The sequence below is a fragment of the Luteimonas gilva genome, from assembly GCF_005239095.1.
Classification (GTDB): domain Bacteria; phylum Pseudomonadota; class Gammaproteobacteria; order Xanthomonadales; family Xanthomonadaceae; genus Luteimonas_C; species Luteimonas_C gilva.
Window position 1 is genome coordinate 761,257 of sequence record NZ_SZUA01000001.1, and the last position, 25,095, is coordinate 786,351.

Below are 25,095 nucleotides of genomic sequence, written 5' to 3' on the forward strand. Positions count from 1 at the left end.
TTACGTCGTCACCGAAACTTTGCCTACATATCGCAGATAGCGATCGATTCCGCCATAACGGGCGCGCCATTCGCTCAGCGGCCGGGCGGATCCCGGTCCGCGGTCCGGGATCGGCCATAATTCCGCGTCTTGCAAATCCCCGGCGACCAATGCAATCAAGGCTCGGCCCTCAGCGTCGCCTTCGTCGCCCAGAAACGACGATGCGAGCAACTCAGCGTAAAGCTGCTTCAAGCTCAGCATCCTGGTGCCTTTCCACGAGCCCCACTCGTGAGCGATGAAGCTTCCGACCGACCAAAAGCTCTTCTGCAGAAGACCCGTTTGCGACGATCGCCCAAGCATGGATGCGGACGACTCTGCGCGCCAGTCTTCCCCTCCCGTATCTTTTGCCGCCCATGCGCAGTTGTGTTCCGCGATCGCAAGCGAGCCGACCCTGCGATGTGGCTTGGGCGTTTTCATCGTACTGTTCCCGAAGTGCGGAGCGAAATCATCTCGATAGCTACCGATCGGAGCGCACGACTATGCGCTGCCGGATTTTCAAGAGGGCAACTATCCGACGGACGGTAGTTCGGATAACAGCGCGGTAACACGACATGGCGCATGCTCCAAAGGCTTAGCGACGCAACGTCGCGACGGTCACTCAGCCGCGCAGCGGCAATTCATCTCCTTCCTTCTCGCACTGAGCATCGCGCTTCTGCCGACAGCGGAAGTCTCGGCTTCGGCCGCTCTTGATTCGATCGCTTTCGAATCACCATAAAGGAATTACTTTTATGAACAATCCCACCAACGCCCAGCCCACCTCCAACATCCTCGACGCGGCAGCCGCCAACGGCACGTTCAAGACTTTCGGCAAAGCCGTTGAAAAAGCGGGCCTGAGCGACACCTTCCGCGGCCCTGGCCCGTTCACCATTTTCGCCCCGACCGATGCGGCTTTCGAAAAACTGCCGCAAGGCAAGCTCGAGAATCTGTTCAAGCCTGAAAACAAGGATGAGCTGGTTTCCATCCTCAACTACCACGTCGTGAGCGGCCTCAAGAGTTCGGCCGATGTCGGCAAATGGGAGTCGGCCAGGACGGTGCATGGCCAAGCCGCTCCGGTGAAGCTGGTCGACGACAAGGTCGTTATCGACGGCGCTCAGGTGACCGCCGCGGACATCGCTTCAAGCAACGGCGTGATTCACGGAATCGACAAAGTAAACATGCCGGCCGCTCCGCTCTCCAAGTAACGCCCATAGCGGCGACGGAGAAGTCCGTCGCCGTTTCGTCGTGGTCTTGGCCATAGCCGCGATGCGGAGGATATGGCGGAGAGGGTGGGATTCGAACCCACGGATGGTTTGACCCATCGCCGGTTTTCAAGACCGGTGCCTTAAACCGCTCGGCCACCTCTCCGGTTACTTACTCAACATACCGGCCGCATTGCGCGGCCGGTTTTTTATTAGTCATCGAAGGCGAACCCTACCCCGCTCAGGCGATTGTCGCATGCGCCGCTTCTTCGGCACCGCGCTTGCCGGGCTTGGCTTTTTCGACGGCCTTGCCCTTCTGGCAGTTCTGGCAGTCCAAGCGCGAGGACTCGATCAGCGGCGGCAGCTTCTCCGCCAGGAAGTCGATGAACACGCGCACCGCCGGCAGCAGGCCGCGGCGCGAAGCGAATACGGCATGGGCGATGCCCTGCGGCAGGCGCCATTCCGGCAGCACCACTTCCAGCTCGCCTCTGCGCACCGCGTCGGCGCATAAGGTTTCCGGCAGCATGGTGATGCCCAGGCCGCCCTTGGCCAGGGCCATCAGCATCGGGAAATCGAAACCGGACACGCGCGGTTTGAGTTCGACCCGGCGGGTCTCGCCGTTGCGCTGCAATTCCCAGCGTTGGCGCGCCTCGTCTTCGTTCATCGTCAGCGTGACGTGGTCGTGCAATTGTTCCGGCTCGGTCGGACGGCCGGCGCGATCCAGGTATTTCGGGCTGGCGACCAGCAATTCCTGGATCTGGCCGAAGCTGCGCATCACCAGGCTGCCGTCGTCGTCCAACTTCGAACGCACGCGCACGGCGACGTCGAAGCCTTCGTTGATCACGTCGACGCGGCGATTGCTGACGTGCAACTGCACGCGCACCTGCGGATATTTGGCCAGGAATTCGGGCAACAGCGCCGGCATCTGCTGTTGGGCCAAGCCGACCGGCACGCTGGCGCGCACCACGCCGCGCGGTTCGGCGCTTAGCCTATCCACCACTTCGCGCGCGGCCTGCGCTTCGGCCAACATCGATTGCGCGTGGCGGTGCACGCTTTGGCCGACGTCGGTCACGGCGAAGCGGCGCGTGGATCGCTGCAGCAAGCGCACGCCCAAATCGTTTTCCAATTGGCTGATGCGCCGGCTCAGGCGCGATTTCGGAATGCCCAGCGCGCGCTCGGCGGCGGCGAAACCGCCGTGATCGACGACGGCGGAGAAGTAATACAGGTCGTTGAGATCTTGCATGGCGATAATTCCATTACCAGAACGCTACGGGATATTAGGCCATCTTTATCCCAAAAAGGCAACAACCCATCATTTCCGCATGGCGGCCCCCGCCGAACCCGGAAATAACCATGAAACTGCTCCACATCGATTCCAGCGCCCTCGGCGACCACTCCGTGACCCGGGAACTCACCGCGGCGATCGTCGCGCGCTGGCAGGAAGCCACCGCCGGCCTGGAAGTCGAATACCTGGACCTGGACGCCCGGCCGATCCCGCACCTGACCGCCCGCACCCTGGCCCGGAGCGATGCGATCTGCAACGAGAAGGACGACGGCATGGTGCGGCAGTTCCTGGAAGCCGACGTGATCGTGATCGGCGCGCCGATGTACAACTTCGCCATCCCCTCCACGCTGAAGGCCTGGATCGACCGCATCACCGTGCGCGGCAAGACCTTCCGCTACACCGAGAAAGGGCCCGAAGGCCTGGCCGGCGGCAAGCGGGTGATCGTGGCCACCGGCCGCGGCAGCGCGCACGGCGACGATGCGCCGAGCGATTTCCAGGAACCGTACCTGCGCTTCCTGTTCGGCTTCATCGGCATCAAGGACGTGCAGTTCGTACGCGCCGAGGGCGTGGGCCTGTCGCCCGAGCATCGCGCCGAAGCGTTGGCGAAGGCGCACGCGGCGATTGCCGCGCCGCTGCCCAAAGCCGCGTAACGGCTCTCGGTAGAGTCGAGCAGGCTCGACTGCTTTCCGGGCAGCGATGAAGAGCAGCGGAGCAAGCTCCGCTCTACAAAAGATGAAGGCAAGGCACAAGCCGTCGAGCAGGCTCGACTCTACGAAAAGCTAGGCGATCTTGTCCACGCCGCCCATGTAAGGACGCAAAACTTCCGGAACGCCGATCGAACCGTCCGCGTTCTGGTAGTTCTCCATCACCGCGATCAAGGCGCGGCCGACGGCGACGCCGGAGCCGTTCAACGTATGCACCAATTCCGGCTTACCCGTGGCGGGATTGCGCCAGCGCGCCTGCATGCGGCGGGCTTGGAAATCGCCGCAATTCGAGCACGATGAAATTTCGCGGTACGTGTCCTGCGACGGCAGCCAGACTTCCAGATCGTAGGTCTTGCGCGCCGAAAAGCCCATGTCGCCGCTGCACAGCAAAACGCGGCGGTACGGCAAGCCCAGCTTCTCCAGCACGACTTCGGCGCAGCGGGTCATGCGCTCGTGTTCGGCGTCGCTTTCCTCGGGGCGCGCGATCGACACCAGTTCCACTTTCTCGAACTGGTGCTGGCGGATCATGCCGCGCGTGTCGCGGCCGTGGCTGCCGGCTTCGGCGCGGAAGCACATCGAGTGCGCGGTCATGCGCAGCGGCAGCGAGGCGTCGTCGACGATCTCGTCGCGGACGATGTTGGTCAGCGGCACTTCCGAGGTCGGGATCAAATAGCGCTTGGTCTCGCCGACCGAAGTCGCGAACAGGTCTTCCTCGAATTTCGGCAGCTGGCCCGTGCCGCGCATCGAATCCGCATTCACGATCAGCGGCACGTTCGTTTCCTGGTAGCCGTGCTCGCCGGCGTGCAGGTCGAGCATGAACTGCGCCAGCGCCCGATGCAGCCGCGCCAATCCGCCGCGCAGCACGGTGAAACGCGCGCCGGACAATTTGGCCGCGACATCGCCGTCGAGCCAGCCGTTGCGCGCGCCGAGTTCGACATGGTCCTTGACCGCGAAATCGAACGCGCGCGGCGTACCCCAACGGCGCTGCTCGACGTTCTGGGTCTCGTCCGCGCCGTCCGGCACGCTCTCGTCCGGCAGATTGGGAATGCCCAGCGCGATCGCCTCGATCGCCTCGCGGATCGATTCCAATCGCGCTTCGCTGGCCTTCAGTTCCTCGCCGAAGCCGGCCACTTCGGCCATCAGCGCGGACACGTCCTCGCCCTTGGCTTTGGCCTGCCCGATCGCCTTGCTGCGCGTGTTGCGTAGATTCTGCAGCTCCTGGGTGCGCACCTGGATCTGCTTGCGCTCGCTCTCCAGGCTTTCCAGCGCCGCGGCGTCGAGATCGAAGCCGCGCGAGCGGTGCAGGCGTTCGGCGAGTTCGGCGGGCTGGTGGCGAAGCAATTGGGGATCGAGCATCGGATAGCGTCGTGGGGCGTCGTGGGAAGCGGATTATCGCGTGTCGCGGCCTCTTGCGGCACGGCTGTGCAAAAATGCGGCGTCCCCGCCCGAATTTCCGCCTCATGAGCACGACCCCGCAGTCCGCTCCCCCGAGCGCCCGCACGCCGTTCTGGCGGCTTTCCCTCCGCACCTGGCTGCTGATCGCGGCCGCCTTCGGCATCGGCCTGCTGCTGTTCCTGGCGCTCTGGTCGGGCAAGCGCGACAACGATTTTTTCCGAGCGACGCCGACCGCCGTCCCCGACAGCGCCGGCAACGAGTACGAGCCCCTGCCGGCGCCGCTGCCCGCCGGCGAGAACGGCCGCGCCGAAACATCGCGACAGGCGGACGCGGATACGGCGCCGGAAGAACCCGCGCGCATCATCGAAAGAGCCCCGCCGCCGCCCCCGGCCTCCGCGCCGCCGCCGCGGCAAGGGCCGGCCACGGCTGCGACGGCGACGCCCGTGCCGATCCAGATGCCGCCGCCGCGCTATCCGGCACAGGCCGCACGGCGCGGATTGAGCGGCACGGTGCGCGTTCGCGCGGAGGTCGGCATCGACGGCGTGCCTACTTCGGTCGCCGTGGTCGCAGGCAGCGGCACGCGCGAATTGGATCGCGCCGCGCTCGAAGCCGTACGGCGTTGGCGTTTTCGGCCCGGCCAAATCGATGGCAGAGCGGTGCCCGGCAGCATCGAGGTGCCGATCGAGTTTTCGATGCGCAACTGAACGCGCATTCATGTAAACGCCGCTTTTACTTTTCGCTCACGGCGTTTCCACAAAGCGCCGTGCAAGACTCCCTTCGATCAATCGAAGGGAGCGCGGTCGATGAACCAGCCGCCGGACCAGCGTAACGAAACGCCGCAATCGCCTAACCCGGATGCCGACCGCAGGCCTGCCAAACGCAGCAGTGCGGTGCTATGGCTGTTGCTGCTGGTGGCTTTGCTGCTTTTGGGCTGGTGGTGGTTCAGCCAACGCGGAATCGAACAACCCGAAGCGGCGCTTCCCGCCGCCACCGCTCCCGGCAGCGAAACTGCGACCGCCGCAGCCGAGACCGAACGAGCCGCAGCGGAAGCGCGCAAGCGCAAATCTGCGGAAAAACCGCGCAAACCCAAACCGGCTGCGTCTCCGCGCATCACCGAGCCGCGTCCGCTCGCCGCCCAGAACGAGCAGCCGGAATACCCGCGCGATGCGCAGCGCCGCGGCTTGAGCGGCCGGGTCGTATTGCGCGTGGATGTGGGCGCGGACGGCACCGCGACCAATGTCGATTTCCTACAACGCAGCGGCGCGCCCGAACTCGACCGCGCGGCGATGAGTGCCGTACGCAAATGGCGGTTCGCACCGGCGAAGCGCGACGGCAAGCCGATCGCGAGCAGCGTCCGGGTGCCGGTCGACTTCGTCCTGCCGAAGAAAGGCTAGTCCGCGGCTGCGCGCCTGCGCCTGATCAGACCGTAGGCGATGCAGCAACCGAAGACGATCTCCAGCGGCGCGCGCGTGTAGTCGTAACGCCACACCAACGAATCGAAGCCGTTGGCGACCAGGACGATGCCGATGCAGCCGGCGACCATCGCGAAGGCGACGCTGCTCACGACGCCGCTGCGCCAAGCCAGCCACAACTCGCGCGCCGCCAGCGCCAGAAAAACCGCCAACAAACCTGCGCCGACCAATCCCATGCCCACCAGCGCGTCCAGATAAGCGCTATGCAGGTGCGCGTGGCGCTGCCCGTCCAGCACCAATCCGGCGTTGGCGATCAAAGTCGAAGTGGTGCGCAAACCCCAGCCGAGCAAAGGCCGCTCCTTCCAGCGTTCGACTCCGAACCGATACAGCACCATGCGGGCGCTCACGGCTAGGTTATTGGCATCGGCCGTGCGTTTCGCATCCCCGGAGCCGGCAGCCTTGGCGCCCGGCGCGGAAACGCCATAAGACGCCGTGCCCAGCGCGGTGGGCGTCGCGTCATCCGCAGTTACGATGGCGTGGGGCATCAATTGTTCCGCCCCTGCGAACCGCTTGGCGACGATGTCGCGCGCGCCCAACACCAACAACAACGATACGACGCCGATGCTGAGCAAAGGCAGCCACGGCACCGCGGACCGGCCGCCCTGCTTCCACCAGAAACCGAGACCCACGATCGCCACGGGCAGAGTAGCCGCGAAAGCCAGCCATGCGCCGCGCGATTGCGAGAACAACAACGCCGAAAAGCTGCCGACGTACGCCAGCAGGCATAGCGACATCAATCCGCGGCGCCGGCCGAACCGGCCATGCGAGTTCCACGCTTTCAGCAGCAAACAAAGCGACAGCCACCCACCCAGCGCAGCGAGCAGGCCGCCGAGGTTTTCCGGCATGCCGAACCGCGGACGGATCCGACCGCCCCAGACCTGCGACATCTCCGGCCAAGGCATGTACGCGACGACCGCGATCAGCAATCCCGCGATCATCAGCGCGAACAACAACGGCATGCGTCGCGGCATCAGCGACAACCACCAACCGACTACGCAACTGAAAACCGCCAAACGCACCGGTTCGGCGGCCGCGCTCATCTGCTTGGCGAACGGGAGCGACGGAAAAATCGCCGCAGCGTAGACGGCGTGCGCGATCGCGAAAACCACGAACAGCGCCAACCAGCGCGCCACCGGTTGCTTCAGCAATTCCGGCCATGCGACTCGCCAAGCTGGAATCAGCAGCAACGTCGCCAACACCGCCCCGTATTCCGGCTTGAATTGGCCGCCGAGATCGGTCATCGAAAAGAAAGCGAGGAAGCACAGCGCCGCAAACGCGAACGATTGCAGGCGCGGACCGACGCTCCGGCGCGTATCGGAAATGGGAACGGCGATCATGCCCGCCCGATCGCAAGCGCCGCGCGCGGTCGCACATACCTCTCCGCCATCCTTGCCGGATCCCATCGCACTGCACGAAACACGGGCTTGTCCTCGATTCTACGGAGCGTGATGCCTTGCCGCCGATCGCGGCGGGCCCTGGGATCGCATCGCGCCCCCCGGCACAAACACGTTGCGTGAACCCAACAAATTGATGCAGCGCGGAGTATAAGCAACCCGCGCATCCGCTCAAGCGGAAATGGCGGCGATCCTGAACCCCACCGCAATCGCCTTCTCGACGAAACCCGGAAACGATGTCGAGACGTTGGCGACATCGGCTATCCGCAACTCGCCCTTGCCCGCCTGCGCCGCCGCCGCGAAGGACATGGCCACGCGATGGTCGCCGTGGCTGTCGATGCGCCCGCCCCCGAACGGGCCGCCCTGGATATCGGCGCCGTCCGCGAATTCCTGGACGCGGACGCCGAGCCCGGTCAGACCGGAGGCCATGGCCGCGAGGCGATCGGATTCCTTGACCCGCAACTCGGCCGCGCCGCGCACCCGAGTCGTTCCTTCGGCGCAAGCCGCGGCCACGAACAGCGCCGGGAATTCGTCGATCATGTCGGAAACGTGAATCAACGGCACATCGATGCCGCGCAACGGCGCATGCCGCACGCGCAAGTCCGCGACCGGGTCGCCGCCGCATTCGCCGCGGCCTATTTCCGCGATGTCCGCGCCCATCGCGCGCAGCACATGCAGCAAACCGGTGCGGCGCGGATTCAAGCCTACGCGCTTCAGCGTCAAGTCCGAACCGGGCACGACGGTCGCGGCGACGATGAAGAACGCCGCCGAAGAAAAATCCGCGGGTACCGCGACGTCCGTCGCGCGCAGCCGATGTCCGCCGCTCAAGCGGGCAAGGCCGGGCGCGAACTCGATCGGCCATCCGAACGCCGCCAACATCCGTTCGGTGTAGTCGCGGGTCGGCTGCGCTTCGCGGACGACGGTCTCGCCCTCGGCGCGCAAGCCGGCCAACAGCACGGCGGACTTGACCTGGGCGCTGGCCACTTCGCTCGTGTAGTCGATGCCGCGCAAAGCGCTGCCGCCACGGATCCGCAGCGGCGGCAATCCGCCGTCGGCGGTGTCGATCCTCGCTCCCATCCGCGCCAGCGGCTCGGTCACGCGCCGCATCGGGCGTTTGGACAGCGAGGCGTCGCCGACCAATTCGCAGTCGAAATCCTGGCCGCTGAGCAGGCCCGCCAGCAGCCGCATCGCGGTGCCGGCATTGCCGCAGTCCAACGCGGCTTTAGGCGCGCGCAAGCCGTCGATGCCGACGCCGTGGACGATGCGCACGCCCTCTTCCGGCGTTTCGATGCGTGCGCCCAGTTGCGAAAACACGGCCGCGGTGGCGCGCGTGTCTTCGCCTTCCAAAAAACCGTCGATCCGCGACACGCCGTCGGCGATCGCCGCCAGCATGATCGCCCGGTGCGAAACCGATTTGTCGCCGGGAACGTCCAGCTCGCCGCGCAAAGGCGCGCCGGGGCCGGCGATCCACTCCGCGCTCATGCCCGCACCTCGTCCAGGATACGCAGCAAGCGCGCGTTTTCGGCGGCGTCGCCGACGGTTATGCGCAGCGAATCGGGCAAGCCATAGCCGGCCATCGGCCGTAGCACCGCACCGCGCGCGACCAGCTCGCGCTCCAGGGCGATGCTGTCCGCGCCGAACTCCGCCAGCAGGAAATTGGTTTGCGACGGCGCGCAAACGATGCCGCGTTCGTGCAAAGCGGCCGCCAGCGCGGCCCGCTCGCGCGCGTTGGCTTCGCAGGTCGTGCGCAGGTGCTCTACGTCGCCCAGCGCGGCTTCCGCGGCCGCCAAGCCTAGGGCGTTGACGTTGAAACTCTCGCGGACGCGCTCCATTACCGCGATCAAGTCCGGGTGGGCGATCGCGTAACCGATGCGCAAGCCCGCCAACGCGTAAGCCTTGCTGAAGGTGCGGGTCACGATCAGATTCGGATGCTCGGCGAGCAGCGGCAACGCCGAGGCGTAATCCGGCGCGTCGGCCATCTCGGCGTAGGCCTCGTCGACGACGACCAGCGTCGTGTCCGGCACGCGCGCCAACAGCGGCTTCAGCGCATCGGCGCCGAACCAGGTGCCGGTAGGATTGTTCGGATTGGCGAGGTAGACGAGACGTGTCGTCAGCGAGATCGCCGCCGCGATCGCATCCAAATCGTGCCCGCGCGGCATCGCATGCTCGCGCCCGTACGCCGGCGCGGCGACGAAATCCGCGCCCGCGGCCTGCGCGGCCAAGGCGTACACCGCGAAACCGTACTGCGAAGCGACAACGTCCGCGCCGGGAGCGGCGAAGACCTGCGCGAACTGCATCAACAGTTCGTGCGAGCCGTTGCCCAACAGGATCCGCGCTGCTTCGACGCCGTGCGTGGCGGCCAAAGCACGTTTCAAGTCTCCGCCCAGCGGATCCGGATAACGATGCAGATCGCCCATCGCGGCCAGCACCGCTTCGCGTACGCGCGGGCTCGGGCCGTACGGATTCTCGTTGGAGCCGAGCTCGACCAATTCGCCGGCGCCGAAGCGGCGACGCAACGCGACCAGGTCGTGTCCCGGATCGTAAGCCCGCAAGCGGCGGACGCCGGCGTGGGCGAGCCGCTCGAAATCGATACCGCCTGCGCTCACAACACGGCGACCGGGTACGATCCCAGAACGCGCACGTCGCCCGCGCTTTCGCTCACTTCGGCCAGCGCATCGCGCAACGGCGATTCCTGCACGTGGCCGGCGACGTCGATGAAGAACGCGTACTGCCACAAGCCGCCGTGCGCGGGCCGCGATTCGATCCGGTTCATGCTGATCCCGCGCCGCGCAAGCGGTTCGAGCACGCCGTACAGCGCGCCGGGCCGGTCGCGGATGAAGACCAGCAGCGAAGTGCGATCGTGGCCGGACGGCGGGAACAGTTCGCGGCCGATGACCAAGAAGCGCGTGGTGTTGTCGGAGCGGTCCTCGATCGGCCCCGCGATCGCCTTCAAGCCGTAAACTTGAGCCGCCGTTTCACCGGCGATCGCCGCGGCGTCGTCCGCGTTGCGCGCACGCCGCGCCGCCTCCGCATTGCTCGACACCGGGATTTTTTCCGCTTTCGGCAGGTTCTGCCGCAACCAGCCGCTGCATTGCGCCAGCGACATCGGGTGCGAGTAGACGCGTTCGATGTCTTCGAGCCGGCCGCTGCGCGACAGCAGATGCTGGTGCACGCGCAGTTCGACTTCGCCGCAGATCGTCAACGGCGAAGTGAGGAACATGTCCAAGGTGGATTGGATCGTGCCCTGCCCCGAATTCTCCACCGGCACCACGCCGAAATCGGCGTGCTTGGCGGCCACTTCCTGGAACACTTCCTCGATGCTCGCCAGCGGCAAGCCCTTGGCCGAGTGGCCGAAGTGCTTGTGCACGGCTTGTTGCGAGAACGTGCCTTCGGGACCGAGATAACCGATCTTCAGCGGTTCCTGCTGCGCCAGGCAGGCGGACATGATTTCGCGGAACAAGCGCACCAGGGTCTCGTCGCCGAGCGGTCCATCGTTGCGGTCGACCACGCGGCGCAGCACTTGGGCTTCGCGTTCAGGCCGGTAGTAATCCACCGCGGCGGCGAGCTTGCCTTTCGCCTTGCCGACCTGCTGCGCCCACTGCGCGCGTTCGGCGATCAACTGCTGGATTTGCTGGTCGAGGCCGTCGATCTGGGCGCGGACCGCGGCCAGGTCGGGTTTGGTTTCAGCCGAAACCGTTTGCGCGGGTTTCGCGCTGGGTTTCTGTGGTTTGGCGGACTTCTTCTTGGTCATGGGAGAAGGGTCTCATGAACTCGGCCTGCGCGTGATACGCGGCGAAGTTATTTGGAAATGTCGTGACTGCCGTTCTTGGCGCCGCGCAGGACGATTCTCGAATCGTCCTGTGCGGCCATCCATGGCCGGGCGTTCGCGAACGCAGCCGGCGCCTATGCGCCGGCTAAGCGCGACCGCTCACCCATGCCTCTCTCTAAAATCCCGCATGAAATCGACCAAGGCCTGCACACCTTCCACCGGCATCGCGTTGTAGATCGAGGCGCGCATGCCGCCGAGCGCGCGATGGCCCTTCAGCGCCATCAGGCCGGCCGCGGCCGACTCCTTCAAGAACGCCTTGTCCAGCGCCTCGTCGTACAGGAAGAACGGCACGTTCATCCGCGAGCGCACGGCCGGGTCGACTTCGTTGCGGTAGAAGCCGCCGGATCCGTCGATCGCCGCGTACAGCATCTTCGACTTCTGCGCGTTGCGGCGCGCGAATTCCTGCACGCCGCCCTCGGCCAGCATCCACTTGAACGTCAGGCCGGCCAAATACCAGTTCCACGTCGGCGGCGTGTTGAGCATCGATTCGCCCTTCAGGTGCGAGCGGTAATCGAAGATGTCGGCGCGCGGCTGGCCGGCGCGTTCCAGCAATTCGCGGCGCACGATCACTACGGCGATGCCCACCGGCCCCAGATTCTTCTGCGCGCCGGCGTAGATTAGGCCGTATTTCGACACGTCCAGCGGCTCGGAAGCGATGCTCGAGCTGAAATCTGCGAACAGCGGCACCGTGCCCACCTTGGGCGTGTCGCGGAATTCGACGCCGTGGATGGTTTCGTTGGCGGTGATGTGGACGTAGGCCGCATCGTCGGACAACCGCCAGGTCGACGGATCGGGAATGTTGCGGAAACCGTCGGCTTCGCTGGTCGCGGCGATGCGCGCGTCGACGTATGGCTTGACCTGCTTGATCGCGGTCTTGCCCCAGTGGCCGCTGATCACGTAATCCGCCGCTTGCCCCGGTTCGGCGAAATTCAGCGCGACCAGCGCCTGCTGCGCGGTCGCGCCGCCTTGCAGGAACAGTACCGCGTAGTCGTCGGGAATGCCGACCAGCTTGCGCAAATCCGCTTCGGCCTCGGCGGCTACGCCGATGAACTCCGGCCCGCGGTGGCTGAGCTCGACGATCGACGCGCCGACGCCGTGCCAATCCAGCATTTCGGCTTGGGCTTGGCGCAACACCGGTTCGGGCAGCATGGCAGGACCGGGGCTGAAGTTGAAAGCGCGGGACATCGCAGGCTCCGTCGTGGGGTCGGGCCTAGTATGCCGCAGTGCAGCACGGCTTGTGGGAGCAGCTTCAGCCGCGAGCTTTTCCGGTCGCGATGGTCCGGCGGGAAGAGCTCGCGGCTGAAGCCGCTTCCACAAAAAAAGTAGAGGTGGGCCTACTTGGGCCCGAACCAGAACAGCGCCGCGATGGCTGCGGCCAACAGCGCCGCGGCCAACAACAGCCAGGGCAAGCGCCAGCCCGAGCCGGCGGACCCGCGCGCTTGGACGGCATCGGCGGCCTGCCGATTCGGCGCGTTCGGCTCGGCCTGCGCGGCCGGAGCGCGCGAAGGCGCTTCGATCACGAAGCGGTGGTAGGCGTCGAAAACGATTTGGTCGCCGGGCGAAAGCACGGTTTCGCGCACGCGTTCGCCGTTGACCACGCTGCCTTCGTAGGAGCCTAGATCGCGCAGCACCACTCGATCGCCGTGCAGCTCCAAGCGGGCGTGGCGATCGGCGAAGGCCGGGTCGTCGATGCGGATGTCCGATTGTTCCAGCCGGCCCACGACACGGGGCCGGTCGAGGGTGAAGCAACGTCCGTGGTATTGGCCGCCGACGCCGCGCAACACCACCCGCAAATTGCCGCTGCCGTCGGCCGGAGCGCTGGCCAGTTCGCGCGGCAGGCCGTCGACTACGCCGGGACCGACCAGGACCATTTCGATGCCTTCGACGTGGACGCTGTCGCCCAGCCGCAACATGGTCATGTGCAGCACCGGACGGCCGTTGACGTGCACGCCGCGGATGCCGTCGGCCACCGCCAGCCATACGCCGCGGCGGTCCACGCAGAACTGGACCAAGGAGTCCTGGGCCGACTCCACCACGCCGATCGCCCGGTCGTGGTAAGGATCGCGGCCGATGCCATGCACGCCCATGCCGATCGGGATGTCGGGGTGGTCGTGGCTCGGAAATCGCAGTCTCAGTTCGTTCACGCCGCGCAATCTTACATGGCCTCGCGCTTGGATCGAGCCCGGGGCGGCCCCACAATGCCGGCCACAGACCACCGGAGCGGCCGCATGCCCAGTATCGACATCCGCCACGCGCACACGCTGACGCCGGCGAAGGCGCGCAAGGCCGTGCAGGAAGTCGCCGACAAACTGGCCGAACGCTTCGGCATCGACTACGAGTGGGACGAGGACACCCTGAACTTCAGCCGCTCCGGCGTGGACGGCAAGATCGACCTGAAGCCCAAGCACCTTCGGGTCAGCGCTCAGCTGGGTTTCCTGCTGTCGGCGTTGAAGGGGCCGATCGAGGCGGAGATCCGCCGCGTGCTGGAAGAGCGCTTCAAATAAGCCTTTGCTTTTGTGGGAGCGGCTTCAGCCGCGAGCTCTTCTTTTAGGTCGCAGCGACCTGCGGCAAAAAAGCTCGCGGCTGAAGCCGCTCCCACAAAGTTCAAGAACCGAACGGATCCGGATCGCCCGCGAACAACCGCCACGAGACCTCGCGTTCGTTGCGGTCGATCCTTTCGAGGAAAACGCGCGCATCCCCCAGCCCCGCGAACGCGGCGAAACCCCGCTCCAAAAATCCCTGCAATTCGCCGAGTCCGGCGGCCTTCGCCGGCCCGCGCGACAGCTTGAGCAGGGCAGATACGCCCGGCATGCGCAAGGCGCCGGCCAGGCCGCGTCCGACGTCGCCGATCAGGTCGATCTGATGCGCACGCAGCCGCGGCAAGCCGACGTCGCGATAGATCCGGGCATACAACGCGGCATCCAGCCGCTTACGCGCGGGCGCCAGCCGTTCCAGCGCTTCGGCCAGGCGCAAATCGAAGGCGTGGGTGAGCGCGCCCAGCTCGATCCCGTCCGCCACCGTCTGCAGCAAAGCGCCGGGCAGCAGGCGCTGCATCATCGGCAGCACCTTGGCGATGTCGGCGTCGCGACGGCTGAAATCGTGCTCGCCGTAGACGTCGTTGAGGAAGAAATGCGCCGCCGGCGCGCTGCGCGGGTCGTCGAGGAAACTGGCGAAGCTGTCCTCCAGCCGCTGCGCCTGCCAGCGCCGCACTTCGGGCAGCCAGCGCGAACGGTTGCGCGGTTCGCGCCGCGGATCGTGCAGGGCCTGATGGCAAGCGAGCCGGCGCTGCAGGCGCGGGACGACGGAGCGTGGCCGGGACATCGGCGGACTTTAGCGGATCGGCCAGGCAGACAGTGTCGGCGGCGGACGATCGGCTAAACTCGCCGCAACTCCGCCGCGCGATCTTCGATGCTGCTCCTCCACACGGCCCGCAAACGGCCCAAGCCTTCCCGCGCTGCGCCGAAGATCGGCCTGGCCATCGCCGGCGGCGGCCCGATCGGCGGCATGTACGAGCTGGGCGCGCTGCGCGCGTTGGACGAAGCCCTGGACGGGCTGGACCTGACCCGGCTGGATTGCTATGTCGGCGTCAGTTCCGGCGCCTTCCTCGCCGCCGGGCTGGCGAACCGGATGAGCACGGCCGAGATGTGCCGGATCTTCATCACCGGCAACAGCGACGACGTCGAATTCCGGCCCGAAACTTTTCTGCGCCCGGCGATCCTGGAATACCTGCGCCGCGCCTCCAACCTGCCGCGCCTGGTCGCCGAATGGTGGCGCGAACTGCTGTTTTCGCCCGGCGAAGCGCGCTGGGCCGATCTGATCACCCGCTTCGGCGGCCTGGTCCCCACCGGTTTGTTCGACAACAGCGAGGTCGAGCGCTTTCTGCGCGAAGTGTTCGAACGCCGCGGCCGCAGCAACGATTTCCGCGAACTCGGACGGCCGCTGTACGTGGTCGCCGTGGACTTGGACAGCGGCGAAGCGGTGCGTTTCGGCGGACCGGGCTGGGACGACGTGCCGATCTCGCACGCCGTGCAGGCCAGCGCCGCCCTGCCCGGCTTGTATCCGCCGGTGGAAGTGCGCGGCCGCCATTTCGTCGACGGCGCGCTGCGCCGGACGATGCACGCATCGGTCTTGCTCGAGCGCGGCGTCGACCTGATGCTGGGGATCAACCCGCTGGTGCCTTTCGACGCCAGCCGCGCGCGCCCGGCCGGCGGCGAGCGCGATCCGCTGGGATTGGCCAGCGGCGGCTTGCCCGCGGTGCTGTCGCAGACCTTCCGCACCATGCTTCAGTCGCGCATGGAAATCGGCCTGGCCAAGTACGCGCAGCAATATCCGGACGTCGACCAATTGGTGTTCGAACCGAACGCCGACGACAGCGAATTGTTCTTCACCAATCTCTTCAGCTTCTCATCGCGGCACCGGGTGTGCCAGCTGGCCTACCGCAACACGCTGGCCGACCTGCGCCAACGCGCGGACACGCTGCGCCCGCTGCTGGCCGCGCACGGCATCCGCTTGCGCGACGAGATCCTGGACGACCCGCGCCGCTCGATCCTGGACGGCCTGGACGTGCCGCCGCGCATGACCGAAACCACCGCGCGCCTGCGTCGCGCGCTGGACGACGTGGACCAGATCGTCGCGACCGAACGCGCCCGCCGCCGCGCGCGCTGACGCCCCTGTGGGAGCGGCTTCAGCCGCGAGCTCTTACCGCGCGCCGCGGCCTGAAGCAAAAAGCTCGCGGCTAAGCCGCTCCCACAAAAAAGATGGCCTTGGTGTGAATGCTCTAGACAGCGCGGCGAGACTGCGGGGCACTCCATCAACGCGCCTCGGATCCCATGGCCAAGTTCAAGAAAGCGTCGAAGAAGAAAGCCGGCAGCGGCGGCGCCAGCGCCCAGGCGCAGGCCGAACGCCTGTCCAGCACCCTCAGCGAATCGGCGCAGCAAATCTGGCTGGCCGGCGTCGGCGCTTTCGGCCGCGCCCAGGCCGAAGGCACCAAGCTGTTCGAAGGGCTGGTGAAGGAAGGCCTGTCGCTCGAGCAGACCGCGCGCAAGTTCGCCGGCGGCCGCGCCGACGCCGTCCGCGATGCGGTCGAGAACCGCGTCGGCCAAGCGCGCGAACGCGCCGCCGATACCTGGGACAAACTGGAAAAAGTGTTCGAAGACCGCGTCCAGCGCGCGCTGACCAAGCTTGGCGTGCCGGGCCGCGACGATCTGAACGCTTTGATCGACCGCGTCGATGCGCTCAACGCGGAATTGCGCAAGGTCAACGGTTCGTCCGCTCCGCGCAAGGCCAGCGCGAAGAAGGCGGCGCCGCGCAAGACTCCCCGCAAGTCGCCTGCGCGCAAGCAGGCGTAACGGCCGCGGCGGGCCTATCCGCCGCACGCTTCAGCCCGCCAGTCCACACGAAGTTCGAGGCTCCCCTCCCCCTCACGACTTCGGACTGGCGGGCTTCTCATTTGTCCGGCCCGTCACCTGCCCCGCGTTATAGTGTGCGACGGGCAAATGGGGGATAGGGATGACGCCGGTCGTGCTGGGATTGCTGTGCGCGCTGATCGTGGCGATCGCCGCCGCCTTCTATTTCTGGGTGCTGCGCAGGCGCCAGGACGAATCCATCGAAGGCGTGCGCAGCCTCAATGCGATGCGCTGGCGCGAATTCGCCGGCGTCGTCCTGGAGATGATGCTGCGCCGCGGTTATCTCGCGGCCGAAGCGCATCCGCTGGGCAGCGGCGACCAATCCGACATCCTGCTCAAACGCGACGGCGTGCTGTACGTGCTCTCGTGCAAGCACGGCTCGGCCTATCGGCTCGGCGCTCAGGCGGTCGACGAATTGGCCAATGCCTTGCGCATGAACGACGCCGCCGGCGGATTGCTGGTCACCCCCGGCGTTTTCGCGCCCGACGCCTATCCGCACGCCAAGCCGCAGCGGATCGAATTGATCGACGGCAAGGCCATCTGGCCGGAAGCCGCGCCGCTGATGTCGGAAGCCGTGCAGTCGCAGGTGCGCAACTATGCCGCCGCCCGCGCCAAGCGCGGCTTGGGTTTGGGATTGGCGGCAGCCTTGGTCGCCGGCATCGCGGTCGCCTTGCTGGTGCCGCGCGCCGGAGACAACGAAGCGCCTGCCGTTGCCGCCGAAACGGCCGCGCCTGCGCCGTCCGCGGCCAAAGCCGAGTCCTCGCCTTCGCCTGCCGCACCCGTTTCTGCGGCCATCCCCACTGCGGAGCAATCCGAACAAAGGCGCTCGGACGTGGCCGGCGCCATCGCCGCTCTGCCCGGCGTCGAACGCGCGATCTGGTCGACCCAGTCCACGCTCGCGCTCGATATCGGCAACGAACGTCCGGACCTGTGGAAAGGCGTCTGCGGCATCCTGGATCGCTACGAGGAATTGCGCGCGACCCGCGTGCAGATCAACCCGCCGCCGGGCAGCGGCGCGCCGGTGCGGTTCCGGCAGTGCCATACCTACTGACCCGACTTTGTAGGAGCGGCTTCAGTCGCGAGCTTTCATGGCGCAGTGACCTGATCGAAAGAGCTCGCGGCTGAAGCCGCTCCCACAACACCTACACTACCAATGCACGCCGCGCATCAGCGCGGCGAACGCGATCTGCTCGCCGCTGGGCTGCGTTTCGCCCTTCAGCGCTTTCTTGTCGCCCTTGGCCGCGGCCGAATCCGGGAACAGTTCGAAGGCGGTATTCATCACCACCTCGTAGGCCTTGGGCGCCACCGCGTTCAGCAATGCGGCGAAGATGCCCAGGCGCGTGGCGATGCGGCTCGGCTTCTCGATGATCGCCCGCACCAGCAAATCCGCTGCCTCGTCCGGGCTCAGCGTCGGCACGCTGTCGTACATCTTGGTCGGCGCGATCATCGGCGTCTTCACCAGCGGCATGTTGATCGTGGTGAAGGAGATGCCTTTGCCCGACAGCTCGCCCTGCGCGCAGCGGCTGAACGCGTCCAGCGCCGCTTTCGAGGCGACATAGGCGGAAAAGCGCGGCGAATTGGCCAGCACGCCGATCGAGCTGATGTTGATGATGTGGCCTTTGCGGCGGTGGGTCATGGTCGGCATGAAGCCCATGATCAAACGCAGGCTGCCGAAATAGTTCAGCTGCATGGTCCGCTCGAAATCGTGGAAGCGGTCGTAGCTGAGTTCGATCGAACGGCGGATCGAGCGGCCGGCGTTGTTGATCAGGATGTCGACGTGGCCGTGTTCCTTCAAAATCTTCTCGACCAGCTTGTCGCAGCTGGTCATGTCCGCCAGGTCCGCGGTATAGGCGAACACCTTGCCGCCCTTGGCCTTCATCTCGTCGCGGGCTTTGAACAATTCCTCCTGCCCGCGCGCGACGATCACCGTCACCGCGCCCGCCTCGGCCACGCGCTGCGCGGTCGACAGGCCGATGCCCGACGAGCCGCCGGTGATCACCACCACCTTGTTGCGCACCTTGCCCTTCAGCGTGCGGTCGACGAACAGATCCGGATCCAGATGCCGTTCCCAGTAGTCCCACAAACGCCAGGCGTAATCGTCCAGGCGCGGCACCGCGATGCCGCTGCCGCGCAGCGCGCGTTCGGTCTCTCGATTGTCGAAGCGGGTCGGATAGGTGATGAACTTCAACGTCTGCTTCGGGATGCGGAAATCCTTCAGCAACATGCCGATGAAGCGCCGCACCGGCGGCAGGCTGCCGACCGCGCCGCGGATGCTCGGCGGCACGAAGGCGAACATGCGCGCATCGATCCGCATCGTCATTTCCGGCGCGTGGCCCGCGCGGGCGAAGGCGTTGAGCACCTCGCCCACACGCATCGGTTCCGGATCCGTCAGGTGGAAGGTATGGCCGTCGAGCTTGGGCTTGTGCGCGATGTGGTCCATCGCGTCGACTACGAAATCGACCGGCACGATGTTGATGCGGCCGCCTTCGATGCCCAGGGTCGGCATCCACTGCGGCAGCATTTCGCGCAGCTTCTTGATGAAAGTGAAGAAATAGTACGGGCCGTCGATCTTATCCATTTCGCCGGTCTGCGAATGGCCGACGACCATGCCGGGGCGGTAGATCCGCCATTTAATCCGCTTTTCTTCGCGGACCAGGCCTTCGGAATCGTGCTTGGTACGCAGGTAGGGATCGTCCAGGCCTTCGGCTTCGTCGAACATGTCCTCGCGGAACACGCCCGGATACAGGCCGGCGGCAGCGATCGAACTGGTGTGGTGGAAGCAACCGGCGCCGATCGCGGCGGCCAGGTCCAGGGCGTGCTGGGTGCCCTCCACATTGGCGGCGCGCTGGCTTTCCGCATCGGCGGCCAAGTCGTAGATGGCGGCCAGATGGAAGAAATGTTTCACCTTGCCGTTCAGGCCCTTGATCTGCGCCGCGGTGAGCCCGCACTTGGGCGCGGTCATGTCGCCGTGGACGACGACGATGCGGCGCAGGTCCCAGCCCATCTTCTTGGCGATGGCCTCGAACTTCTTCTGCGAATCCTTGCGCACCAGCACATGGATCGGACCCTTGCGCTTGAGCAGGTTGCCGACCAGGTAGCGGCCGAGGAATCCGGTGGCGCCGGTGACGAAATAACTCATGACCTCTCCCGATCGGAACCAGGGCCGCAGCGCGGCCGTCGGAGCCTACGTTGCCAGAGCCCAGCGCCGCCGACAATTCCCGGGCGTATTGACCACCCTGCCGGTGCGTGCTGTCATGCCCACCATCGCCGGGAGGGTTGACCATGTCCGATCTTCAGAAGCGTTTCGAGCAAGCCACCAAGGATGTCCAAGCCCTGCCCGACCGCCCCGACAACGACACCCTGCTGCGCCTGTACGCCCTCTACAAACAGGGCTCGGAAGGCGACGTGAGCGGCGACAAGCCGGGGTTCTTCGATTTCGTCGGCACCGCCAAATACGAGGCTTGGGCCAAACTGAAGGGCACGGCGCAGGACGATGCGAAGAAGAAGTACGTCGACCTCGTCAAGAAGCTGACGAGCTGATCCGAAGCGAAGCTCCCTCTCCCGTTTGCGGGAGATGGCTGGGGTGAGGGCAAACCCGACGCGACGCACCGCCGGCATCCCGGCACCGCCCACCCCATTCCCGCGCTGACGACCGCATGGCTCGCGAAACCCGCCAACGCATCCTCGATTGCTCGCTCGCGATGTTCAACGCGCAGGGCGAGCCCAACGTCACCACCAACCACATCGCCGACGAGCTGGAGATCAGCCCGGGCAATCTGTACTACCACTTCCGCAACAAGGACGACATCATCGAGCAGTTGTTCGGCAGCTACGAACAGCGCGTCGATGCTGCGCTCACCCCGCCTGCCGGACGCTTGCCCGAACTGGAGGACATCTGGCTGCAATTGCACTTGGTGTTCGAATGCATCTGGGACTACCGCTTCCTGTACCGCGACCTGGTCGACATCCTCAGCCGCAACCGGCGCCTGCGCATCCGTTTCGCGCGCATCCTCAAGCGCGCGGACGACAGCGCCCACCAGGTGATGCGCGGCCTCAGCCAGGCCGGGGTGATGCGCGCCTCGGCCGCGGAATTGGACGCCGCCGCGACCAACATCCTGGTGATCGCCACGTTCTGGCTGAACTACGCTTCGGTGCGCGGCGAAAAGGACGAACAGGCCGCGATCCGCACCGGCATCGTGCAGGTGATGATGCTGCTGGCGCCGTTCCTGCGCGATGCCGAGCGGGTGCATCTGAACCGGCTGACGCAGGCCTATCAGGAATAGCGCCGTGTACCGCGCGCTCGAGCCGGAAGCCATCCTGAGCACCTGCGAGCGCTTGGGCGCGCGCATCTCCGAACGCTTCCCCGGCTCCGGGCTGAGCAAGGTGGGCGCCGAATTGCTGCTGCTAGCGCGCGAATCGATCTTCGATCTGGAGCGTTTGCGCAAGCCGAATTGGCCGGTGCGCATCGGCGTGGCGGTGATGGCGCTGGTGGTGATCGCCGCGGCGCTCGGCCTGGCGGCGTCGATTCGCGGCATCGATCCGAACTTCCGCCTGTTCGAATTGCTTCAGGCCGTCGAATCCGCGGTCAACGACATCGTCTTCATCGGCATCGCCGTCTATTTCCTGCTGACACTGGAAAGGCGGATCAAGCGGCGCGCGGCGCTGCGCTCGCTGCACCGGCTGCGCAGCGTGGCCCACGTGATCGACATGCACCAGCTGACCAAGGATCCCGAGCGGTTGCTGTCGCCGGCGATGGCCACGCCCTCCTCGCCGCAGCGCACGATGACGCGATTCGAATTGGCCCGCTATCTGGACTATTGCTCGGAGCTATTGTCGATCACCAGCAAATTGGCCGCGCTTTATCTGCAGCACCTGGACGATGCGCAGGTGCTCAATTCGGTGAACGACATCCAGACCCTGACCGGCGGTTTGTCCGCCAAGATCTGGCAGAAGATCGTCATCATCGACACGATCGCGATGCGCGCCGAGACGGCTGCCTGACCGAAACGAGAACGCCCCGCGATCGCGGGGCGCTCTTCGATCCGCAGGACGGATCAGCGGCGAACGGCGCGTGCGCGCTTGGCCGCCGGACGCGCGGCGCGACGGGTAGCTTTCGCGGCGGGACGACGCGATTTACGCGCTGGACGGCGGGTCTTCGGCGTCAGGCCCAGCTTGGCCAGCACGGGCGCCAGGCGCGATTCGATCTCGCCGCCCACCTGCTGGATCTTCGGCTCGACCTGCTCGGCCACGGTCAGCAGGCCGCCGCGCGCGACGGCTGCGGCATCGGCCGCGAAACGGATCGCGCGAGCGCGCAGCTTGCCGGCTTCTTCGACCGCGATGTCGCCGGCGTTGCGGACTTCGCGACGCGCCACGACCGCCGCGCCGAGCGCGGCCAGCCACACATGGCGCAGCGTGGTTTCCTTGGCGTTACGGGACTGCTTCTTGGCCACCATCTTCAGGCTCCGGATCGCCGGCGCGATGCCGGCTTCGACCCGCTTAGCCTGGACCGGGCCCGTGGAGCAATCACACTACCCTTGCCAGCCGCCGTTCATCGCGTGATGCTTGCCGTAACGCCAATCATGAAGGACCGAGCATGGCCGCCAAATCCGGATGGGCCGCATTCCCGTACGACGCCAAAGCCTTCGCCTATGCCGGCGATGCGCTGAAGAAAGCCTGGCCGAAGCTGCACGCGGGGGATGCCGAACCGTTCCCGGACGCCAAGCGCGCGCAGGCTTTGATCGATGCAGCGGGCAAGGCCGCCAAGGCGGCGAAGGCCGATGCGCTGGCCACCGAACTGCAGGACGCGTGGCGCGCTTTCCACCGCGGCGATTTCAAAGCGGCCTTCGATGCGGGTTCGGCGTTGGGTCCGTTCGGCGCTTCGGTCGCGGTGAAGGCGATCGGGATCCATGCGACCTATCTGGTCGACGACGAAGGCGAAAAGCTCAAGCGTTTCGAACAGGGCGCGAAACTGGCCGAGGCCGCGATCAAGGCGCTGCCGGACGACGCGAACAGCCACTACCGCCACGCGTTCGCGCTGGGTCGCTACAGCCAGGGCCTGAGCATCGCCAAAGCGCTCAAGCAAGGCATCGCCGGCAAGGTGCGCGAATCGCTGGACGCTGCGCTGGAGCTGGCGCCCAAGCACGCCGAAGCGCATACCGCGCTGGCGCTGTACCACGCCGAGATCATCGGCAAGATCGGCGCCATGATCGGCGGCCTGACCTACGGCGCGAAAGCGGCCGAGGCCGAATCGCACATCAAGACCGCGCTCAAGCTGACCCCGGACTCGCCCATCGCCCACATCGAACACGGCAACGTGCTGATGCTGCTGTACGGCGACAAGAAGGAAGACGCGGCCGCCGCCGCTTACGAGAAGGCCGCCAAGCTGAAGCCGCAGGATGCGATGGAAGCGCTGGATGCGGCTTATGCCAAAGAGCAGTTGGAGTAGCGCCCGCATCCTCTCCTGCTCGCGGTTTAGCCCTCTCCCGCTCGCGGGGTGAGGAGCCCTGCTTGCGACCCACTGGCTCGCAGGGCGCCGAACGCCAACGCGCTATGCGCGTTGGCAGGGACACGGTGGGGTTGGGTGAGGGCCTCCCAGCCGCCGATACCCTCCCAATCCGACCCAAGACTTGTCCCGCCCCGCCCCCAATCGTTAAACTATGCGGCCCCGGGCGGTTAGCTCAGCGGTAGAGCATTGCCTTCACACGGCAAGGGTCGCAGGTTCGAACCCTGCACCGCCCACCAAGACGGTTCCTACGAAAAGCCACTCTCTCCAGAGTGGCTTTTTAGTTTGAGCCGCGCGATGCAGCGACTCGATTTGTCCGCTCCGCATAGTTTTCAGCGCGGCGCAGGCGCCGATCGTCCGCTCAGGAACTGACGGGCCGCGTATATCGGGTCGTCGCCTCCTTTCATGTCGGGCGTCACGCCGCTGCCTTCCCAATTTTTGCCCGTACGCATATTGACGGGCTTGGCGTTGGGAATGGTGATCTTGAATCCATGCGGCAGAGGCTGCGGCTCATCCATCAAATTAGCCACGCCGCCGCTCCGGGAGCCGATCACCGAAGCCCTTCCCTCGGCTTGCAGCGAATAGGCGACGTACTCGGCCGCGGAACCGGATCGGCGATCGACCAGGACTACCAAGCCGCGGCTATAACCCGCCATGTCGCGCGCGGGCAAATCTTCGGTTTTGGTCCCTTTCCGGCTTTCGATCCGCTGCACGGCTTTTATTCCGTCGCCAAGGAAGGCGCGCACCAATTGCGCGGCGGTGTCGGCATCGCCGCCGCCGTTTTGGCGCAAATCGAGGATCATGCCTTCGGTGTCCTTGAGCAAAGCGAATGCATTGCTCAATTTCGTTTTCGCCAAATCCCAGGGATAGAAGGTGGTGAGGCGGAGGTAGCCGACGTTGCCCTCGAAAACCTTCACCTCCCTCACGCCTGCGTTGCTCGGACCGGCCTCGGCGCGCCATGCCATAAGCCAGTCGGCCTCGGGCTTGGACTCGGGTCCGCTTGCGATTCGCTCCACGAAGAAATGGCCGTCGTAAGCGTCCAGGTCGCGATTCAACCGTTCGGCGAACGCGGCCCAGTCGCCGCAGGCATCGGCGTACCGATGGCGCTTGGACCAATCACGAACGCTCTCGGCGATCAGGCCGGCTTCGGCCTCGGCGACGTACGTCTGCTCGACGGCCTTCGCTACGCCATCCAGCACTTCAGCCTGTTGGGGACAAGCGGCCAACAGCGCCGCCAGCAGGACTTCACCGCTCATGGACACCTCCTCTTTTCGACGCTTGAAATATATATAAGCACTAATATATATTCCGGACCATGACAATGCAACACGCCACATTGGGGACTCTGCTGCGATCCTTGCTGGACGCGTTGGACCCGGCCGTAGCCGACGCCTACGCCGCCGCCGGTTTGGATTACAAGCCGCGATATACCCCGATAGTCCGCGCTTTGGCGCGGCATGGACCGATGCGCATCAAGGACATCGCGCAAGGCAGCGGCTTGAGCCATTCAGCCGTGAGTCAAACGGTGAGCGCGCTGGCTGCGGCAAAATGGGTCGAACTCAAGGCGGGCGCGGACGGCCGCGAACGCATCGTCCATCTGACCCGATATGCCGTCTCGCGAATGGCGGCGCTGGAAAGGCAATGGGAGATTACCGCAATGGCCGCCGCGAGCTTGAACGACGACATCGGCCAGCCGCTCGAGGTCGTCCTGAGAAAAGCCTTGCAGGTTTTGGAGGAAAAGAGCTTCGCCGCACGTCTCGAAGACGCTCGCAACACCGCAAAGGATGGCAAGAAAAAACGGCCAGCGACCGCAAGCCGTAGTTGAGAAGCAGTACCCGCCGCGGCAGGCGCGTTCCGCTGTCGCCCGATACGAATCCACCGGAGCCCGTGAC

General features: G+C 65.9%; 26 protein-coding genes and 2 tRNA genes. 14 read left to right on the plus strand and 14 right to left on the minus strand.

What is annotated here, in order from left to right; genetic code table 11:
- Positions 1 to 456, minus strand: coding sequence for a hypothetical protein (locus FCE95_RS03445; RefSeq protein WP_137265583.1), 456 nt, complete (start codon positions 454 to 456; stop codon positions 1 to 3).
- Between the two features lie 311 nt (positions 457 to 767).
- Between FCE95_RS03445 and FCE95_RS03450 the strand changes: the two genes are divergently transcribed.
- On the plus strand, positions 768 to 1,220 hold the full coding sequence (locus tag FCE95_RS03450) for a fasciclin domain-containing protein (protein ID WP_137265584.1): 453 nt from the start codon (positions 768 to 770) through the stop codon (positions 1,218 to 1,220).
- A 73-nt stretch (positions 1,221 to 1,293) separates the two neighbouring features.
- On the opposite strand, the gene FCE95_RS03455 is transcribed toward FCE95_RS03450, so the two are convergent.
- Positions 1,294 to 1,383, minus strand: a tRNA-Ser gene (locus FCE95_RS03455).
- A 75-nt stretch (positions 1,384 to 1,458) separates the two neighbouring features.
- On the minus strand, positions 1,459 to 2,460 hold the full coding sequence (locus tag FCE95_RS03460; protein ID WP_137265585.1) for a LysR family transcriptional regulator: 1,002 nt from the start codon (positions 2,458 to 2,460) through the stop codon (positions 1,459 to 1,461).
- Between the two features lie 110 nt (positions 2,461 to 2,570).
- Between FCE95_RS03460 and FCE95_RS03465 the strand changes: the two genes are divergently transcribed.
- Positions 2,571 to 3,152 carry an FMN-dependent NADH-azoreductase gene (locus FCE95_RS03465; protein WP_137265586.1) on the plus strand — a complete coding sequence of 194 codons (582 nt, stop codon included), beginning with the start codon at positions 2,571 to 2,573 and terminating at the stop codon, positions 3,150 to 3,152.
- Between the two features lie 129 nt (positions 3,153 to 3,281).
- On the opposite strand, the gene serS is transcribed toward FCE95_RS03465, so the two are convergent.
- Entirely contained in the window at positions 3,282 to 4,562 is a 1,281-nt protein-coding gene (gene serS, locus FCE95_RS03470; RefSeq protein ID WP_137265587.1) for a serine--tRNA ligase, read from the minus strand.
- Between the two features lie 104 nt (positions 4,563 to 4,666).
- On the opposite strand from serS, the gene FCE95_RS03475 reads away from it, so the two are divergent.
- Both FCE95_RS03475 and FCE95_RS03480 read left to right on the plus strand, forming a co-directional pair.
- Positions 4,667 to 5,305 carry an energy transducer TonB gene (locus FCE95_RS03475; RefSeq protein ID WP_137265588.1) on the plus strand — a complete coding sequence of 213 codons (639 nt, stop codon included), beginning with the start codon at positions 4,667 to 4,669 and terminating at the stop codon, positions 5,303 to 5,305.
- Between the two features lie 99 nt (positions 5,306 to 5,404).
- On the plus strand, positions 5,405 to 5,995 hold the full coding sequence (locus FCE95_RS03480) for an energy transducer TonB (RefSeq protein ID WP_137265589.1): 591 nt from the start codon (positions 5,405 to 5,407) through the stop codon (positions 5,993 to 5,995).
- Here FCE95_RS03480 and FCE95_RS03485 read toward each other — a convergent pair.
- The 6 genes from FCE95_RS03485 to FCE95_RS03510 all read right to left on the minus strand — a co-directional run bounded on the left by FCE95_RS03485 (position 5,992) and on the right by FCE95_RS03510 (position 13,440).
- Complete coding sequence (locus tag FCE95_RS03485; protein WP_189644624.1) at positions 5,992 to 7,410, minus strand: O-antigen ligase family protein; 1,419 nt, start codon at positions 7,408 to 7,410, stop codon at positions 5,992 to 5,994. The genes FCE95_RS03480 and FCE95_RS03485 overlap by 4 nt on opposite strands.
- Positions 7,411 to 7,638: 228 nt before the next feature.
- On the minus strand, positions 7,639 to 8,949 hold the full coding sequence (gene aroA, locus FCE95_RS03490; protein ID WP_137265591.1) for a 3-phosphoshikimate 1-carboxyvinyltransferase: 1,311 nt from the start codon (positions 8,947 to 8,949) through the stop codon (positions 7,639 to 7,641).
- Positions 8,946 to 10,073 (minus strand): histidinol-phosphate transaminase, encoded by a 1,128-nt coding sequence (gene hisC / locus FCE95_RS03495; protein ID WP_189644625.1) that lies wholly within the window; start codon positions 10,071 to 10,073, stop codon positions 8,946 to 8,948. The genes aroA and hisC overlap by 4 nt, the downstream gene beginning before the upstream one ends.
- On the minus strand, positions 10,070 to 11,218 hold the full coding sequence (gene pheA / locus FCE95_RS03500; protein ID WP_137265593.1) for a prephenate dehydratase: 1,149 nt from the start codon (positions 11,216 to 11,218) through the stop codon (positions 10,070 to 10,072). Before pheA ends, hisC begins: the two co-directional genes overlap by 4 nt.
- Before the next feature lie 177 nt (positions 11,219 to 11,395).
- Entirely contained in the window at positions 11,396 to 12,481 is a 1,086-nt protein-coding gene (serC, locus tag FCE95_RS03505) for a 3-phosphoserine/phosphohydroxythreonine transaminase (RefSeq protein WP_137265594.1), read from the minus strand.
- A 149-nt stretch (positions 12,482 to 12,630) separates the two neighbouring features.
- Positions 12,631 to 13,440 (minus strand): FHA domain-containing protein, encoded by an 810-nt coding sequence (locus FCE95_RS03510; RefSeq protein ID WP_137265595.1) that lies wholly within the window; start codon positions 13,438 to 13,440, stop codon positions 12,631 to 12,633.
- Positions 13,441 to 13,524: 84 nt separating this feature from the next.
- Here FCE95_RS03510 and FCE95_RS03515 point away from each other — a divergent pair, with 84 nt between their 5' ends.
- Positions 13,525 to 13,800, plus strand: coding sequence for a polyhydroxyalkanoic acid system family protein (locus tag FCE95_RS03515; protein WP_137265596.1), 276 nt, complete (start codon positions 13,525 to 13,527; stop codon positions 13,798 to 13,800).
- Between the two features lie 100 nt (positions 13,801 to 13,900).
- Here the strand turns inward: FCE95_RS03515 and FCE95_RS03520 are convergent, their stop codons facing one another.
- Positions 13,901 to 14,617, minus strand: coding sequence for a DUF8198 family protein (locus tag FCE95_RS03520; RefSeq protein ID WP_137265597.1), 717 nt, complete (start codon positions 14,615 to 14,617; stop codon positions 13,901 to 13,903).
- An 87-nt stretch (positions 14,618 to 14,704) separates the two neighbouring features.
- On the opposite strand from FCE95_RS03520, the gene FCE95_RS03525 reads away from it, so the two are divergent.
- The 3 genes from FCE95_RS03525 to FCE95_RS03535 all read left to right on the plus strand — a co-directional run bounded on the left by FCE95_RS03525 (position 14,705) and on the right by FCE95_RS03535 (position 17,752).
- Positions 14,705 to 15,961 carry a patatin-like phospholipase family protein gene (locus FCE95_RS03525; protein WP_137265598.1) on the plus strand — a complete coding sequence of 419 codons (1,257 nt, stop codon included), beginning with the start codon at positions 14,705 to 14,707 and terminating at the stop codon, positions 15,959 to 15,961.
- A 164-nt stretch (positions 15,962 to 16,125) separates the two neighbouring features.
- Positions 16,126 to 16,644 carry a phasin family protein gene (locus tag FCE95_RS03530; RefSeq protein ID WP_137265599.1) on the plus strand — a complete coding sequence of 173 codons (519 nt, stop codon included), beginning with the start codon at positions 16,126 to 16,128 and terminating at the stop codon, positions 16,642 to 16,644.
- A 160-nt stretch (positions 16,645 to 16,804) separates the two neighbouring features.
- Positions 16,805 to 17,752, plus strand: a complete 948-nt coding sequence (locus tag FCE95_RS03535; protein WP_137265600.1) for a restriction endonuclease — start codon at positions 16,805 to 16,807, stop codon at positions 17,750 to 17,752.
- A 96-nt stretch (positions 17,753 to 17,848) separates the two neighbouring features.
- On the opposite strand, the gene FCE95_RS03540 is transcribed toward FCE95_RS03535, so the two are convergent.
- The gene (locus FCE95_RS03540; protein ID WP_137265601.1) at positions 17,849 to 19,840 is read right to left on the minus strand and encodes an SDR family oxidoreductase; all 1,992 of its coding nucleotides are present in this window, start codon (positions 19,838 to 19,840) and stop codon (positions 17,849 to 17,851) included.
- Positions 19,841 to 19,983: 143 nt separating this feature from the next.
- Here FCE95_RS03540 and FCE95_RS03545 point away from each other — a divergent pair, with 143 nt between their 5' ends.
- From FCE95_RS03545 to FCE95_RS03555, 3 genes are all read left to right on the plus strand, one after another.
- The gene (locus FCE95_RS03545) at positions 19,984 to 20,241 is read left to right on the plus strand and encodes an acyl-CoA-binding protein (protein ID WP_137265602.1); all 258 of its coding nucleotides are present in this window, start codon (positions 19,984 to 19,986) and stop codon (positions 20,239 to 20,241) included.
- Between the two features lie 116 nt (positions 20,242 to 20,357).
- Positions 20,358 to 20,984 (plus strand): TetR/AcrR family transcriptional regulator, encoded by a 627-nt coding sequence (locus tag FCE95_RS03550; protein WP_137265603.1) that lies wholly within the window; start codon positions 20,358 to 20,360, stop codon positions 20,982 to 20,984.
- Positions 20,985 to 20,988: 4 nt separating this feature from the next.
- Positions 20,989 to 21,702, plus strand: coding sequence for a hypothetical protein (locus FCE95_RS03555; protein WP_137265604.1), 714 nt, complete (start codon positions 20,989 to 20,991; stop codon positions 21,700 to 21,702).
- 53 nt (positions 21,703 to 21,755) lie between these two features.
- On the opposite strand, the gene FCE95_RS03560 is transcribed toward FCE95_RS03555, so the two are convergent.
- Positions 21,756 to 22,154 (minus strand): hypothetical protein, encoded by a 399-nt coding sequence (locus FCE95_RS03560; protein WP_137265605.1) that lies wholly within the window; start codon positions 22,152 to 22,154, stop codon positions 21,756 to 21,758.
- A gap of 140 nt (positions 22,155 to 22,294) precedes the next feature.
- Between FCE95_RS03560 and FCE95_RS03565 the strand changes: the two genes are divergently transcribed.
- Together FCE95_RS03565 and FCE95_RS03570 are read left to right on the plus strand one after the other, a co-directional pair.
- On the plus strand, positions 22,295 to 23,146 hold the full coding sequence (locus FCE95_RS03565; protein WP_137265606.1) for a hypothetical protein: 852 nt from the start codon (positions 22,295 to 22,297) through the stop codon (positions 23,144 to 23,146).
- A 221-nt stretch (positions 23,147 to 23,367) separates the two neighbouring features.
- Positions 23,368 to 23,442 (plus strand) — tRNA-Val (locus tag FCE95_RS03570).
- A 93-nt stretch (positions 23,443 to 23,535) separates the two neighbouring features.
- On the opposite strand, the gene FCE95_RS03575 is transcribed toward FCE95_RS03570, so the two are convergent.
- On the minus strand, positions 23,536 to 24,540 hold the full coding sequence (locus FCE95_RS03575) for a S41 family peptidase (RefSeq protein ID WP_317616467.1): 1,005 nt from the start codon (positions 24,538 to 24,540) through the stop codon (positions 23,536 to 23,538).
- A 20-nt stretch (positions 24,541 to 24,560) separates the two neighbouring features.
- Between FCE95_RS03575 and FCE95_RS03580 the strand changes: the two genes are divergently transcribed.
- Positions 24,561 to 25,028 carry a MarR family transcriptional regulator gene (locus FCE95_RS03580; protein ID WP_317616468.1) on the plus strand — a complete coding sequence of 156 codons (468 nt, stop codon included), beginning with the start codon at positions 24,561 to 24,563 and terminating at the stop codon, positions 25,026 to 25,028.
- The last annotated feature ends 67 nt before the right edge of the window (positions 25,029 to 25,095 follow it).

What these genes read in the sequence shown, in the direction of transcription:
- FCE95_RS03565 (WP_137265606.1), top strand. Translation starts at nt 22,295, where the DNA reads ATGGCCGCCAAATCCGGATGGGCCGCATTCCCGTACGACGCCAAAGCC.
- FCE95_RS03535 (WP_137265600.1), top strand. Translation starts at nt 16,805, where the DNA reads ATGACGCCGGTCGTGCTGGGATTGCTGTGCGCGCTGATCGTGGCGATC.
- FCE95_RS03445 (WP_137265583.1), bottom strand. Translation starts at nt 456, where the DNA reads ATGAAAACGCCCAAGCCACATCGCAGGGTCGGCTCGCTTGCGATCGCG.
- FCE95_RS03525 (WP_137265598.1), top strand. Translation starts at nt 14,705, where the DNA reads ATGCTGCTCCTCCACACGGCCCGCAAACGGCCCAAGCCTTCCCGCGCT.
- FCE95_RS03485 (WP_189644624.1), bottom strand. Translation starts at nt 7,410, where the DNA reads ATGATCGCCGTTCCCATTTCCGATACGCGCCGGAGCGTCGGTCCGCGC.
- FCE95_RS03460 (WP_137265585.1), bottom strand. Translation starts at nt 2,460, where the DNA reads ATGCAAGATCTCAACGACCTGTATTACTTCTCCGCCGTCGTCGATCAC.
- serS (WP_137265587.1), bottom strand. Translation starts at nt 4,562, where the DNA reads ATGCTCGATCCCCAATTGCTTCGCCACCAGCCCGCCGAACTCGCCGAA.
- FCE95_RS03575 (WP_317616467.1), bottom strand. Translation starts at nt 24,540, where the DNA reads ATGTGGCGTGTTGCATTGTCATGGTCCGGAATATATATTAGTGCTTAT.
- pheA (WP_137265593.1), bottom strand. Translation starts at nt 11,218, where the DNA reads ATGACCAAGAAGAAGTCCGCCAAACCACAGAAACCCAGCGCGAAACCC.
- aroA (WP_137265591.1), bottom strand. Translation starts at nt 8,949, where the DNA reads ATGAGCGCGGAGTGGATCGCCGGCCCCGGCGCGCCTTTGCGCGGCGAG.
- FCE95_RS03545 (WP_137265602.1), top strand. Translation starts at nt 19,984, where the DNA reads ATGTCCGATCTTCAGAAGCGTTTCGAGCAAGCCACCAAGGATGTCCAA.
- FCE95_RS03515 (WP_137265596.1), top strand. Translation starts at nt 13,525, where the DNA reads ATGCCCAGTATCGACATCCGCCACGCGCACACGCTGACGCCGGCGAAG.
- FCE95_RS03520 (WP_137265597.1), bottom strand. Translation starts at nt 14,617, where the DNA reads ATGTCCCGGCCACGCTCCGTCGTCCCGCGCCTGCAGCGCCGGCTCGCT.
- FCE95_RS03465 (WP_137265586.1), top strand. Translation starts at nt 2,571, where the DNA reads ATGAAACTGCTCCACATCGATTCCAGCGCCCTCGGCGACCACTCCGTG.
- serC (WP_137265594.1), bottom strand. Translation starts at nt 12,481, where the DNA reads ATGTCCCGCGCTTTCAACTTCAGCCCCGGTCCTGCCATGCTGCCCGAA.
- FCE95_RS03540 (WP_137265601.1), bottom strand. Translation starts at nt 19,840, where the DNA reads ATGAGTTATTTCGTCACCGGCGCCACCGGATTCCTCGGCCGCTACCTG.
- FCE95_RS03560 (WP_137265605.1), bottom strand. Translation starts at nt 22,154, where the DNA reads ATGGTGGCCAAGAAGCAGTCCCGTAACGCCAAGGAAACCACGCTGCGC.
- FCE95_RS03450 (WP_137265584.1), top strand. Translation starts at nt 768, where the DNA reads ATGAACAATCCCACCAACGCCCAGCCCACCTCCAACATCCTCGACGCG.
- FCE95_RS03550 (WP_137265603.1), top strand. Translation starts at nt 20,358, where the DNA reads ATGGCTCGCGAAACCCGCCAACGCATCCTCGATTGCTCGCTCGCGATG.
- FCE95_RS03475 (WP_137265588.1), top strand. Translation starts at nt 4,667, where the DNA reads ATGAGCACGACCCCGCAGTCCGCTCCCCCGAGCGCCCGCACGCCGTTC.
- FCE95_RS03530 (WP_137265599.1), top strand. Translation starts at nt 16,126, where the DNA reads ATGGCCAAGTTCAAGAAAGCGTCGAAGAAGAAAGCCGGCAGCGGCGGC.
- FCE95_RS03480 (WP_137265589.1), top strand. Translation starts at nt 5,405, where the DNA reads ATGAACCAGCCGCCGGACCAGCGTAACGAAACGCCGCAATCGCCTAAC.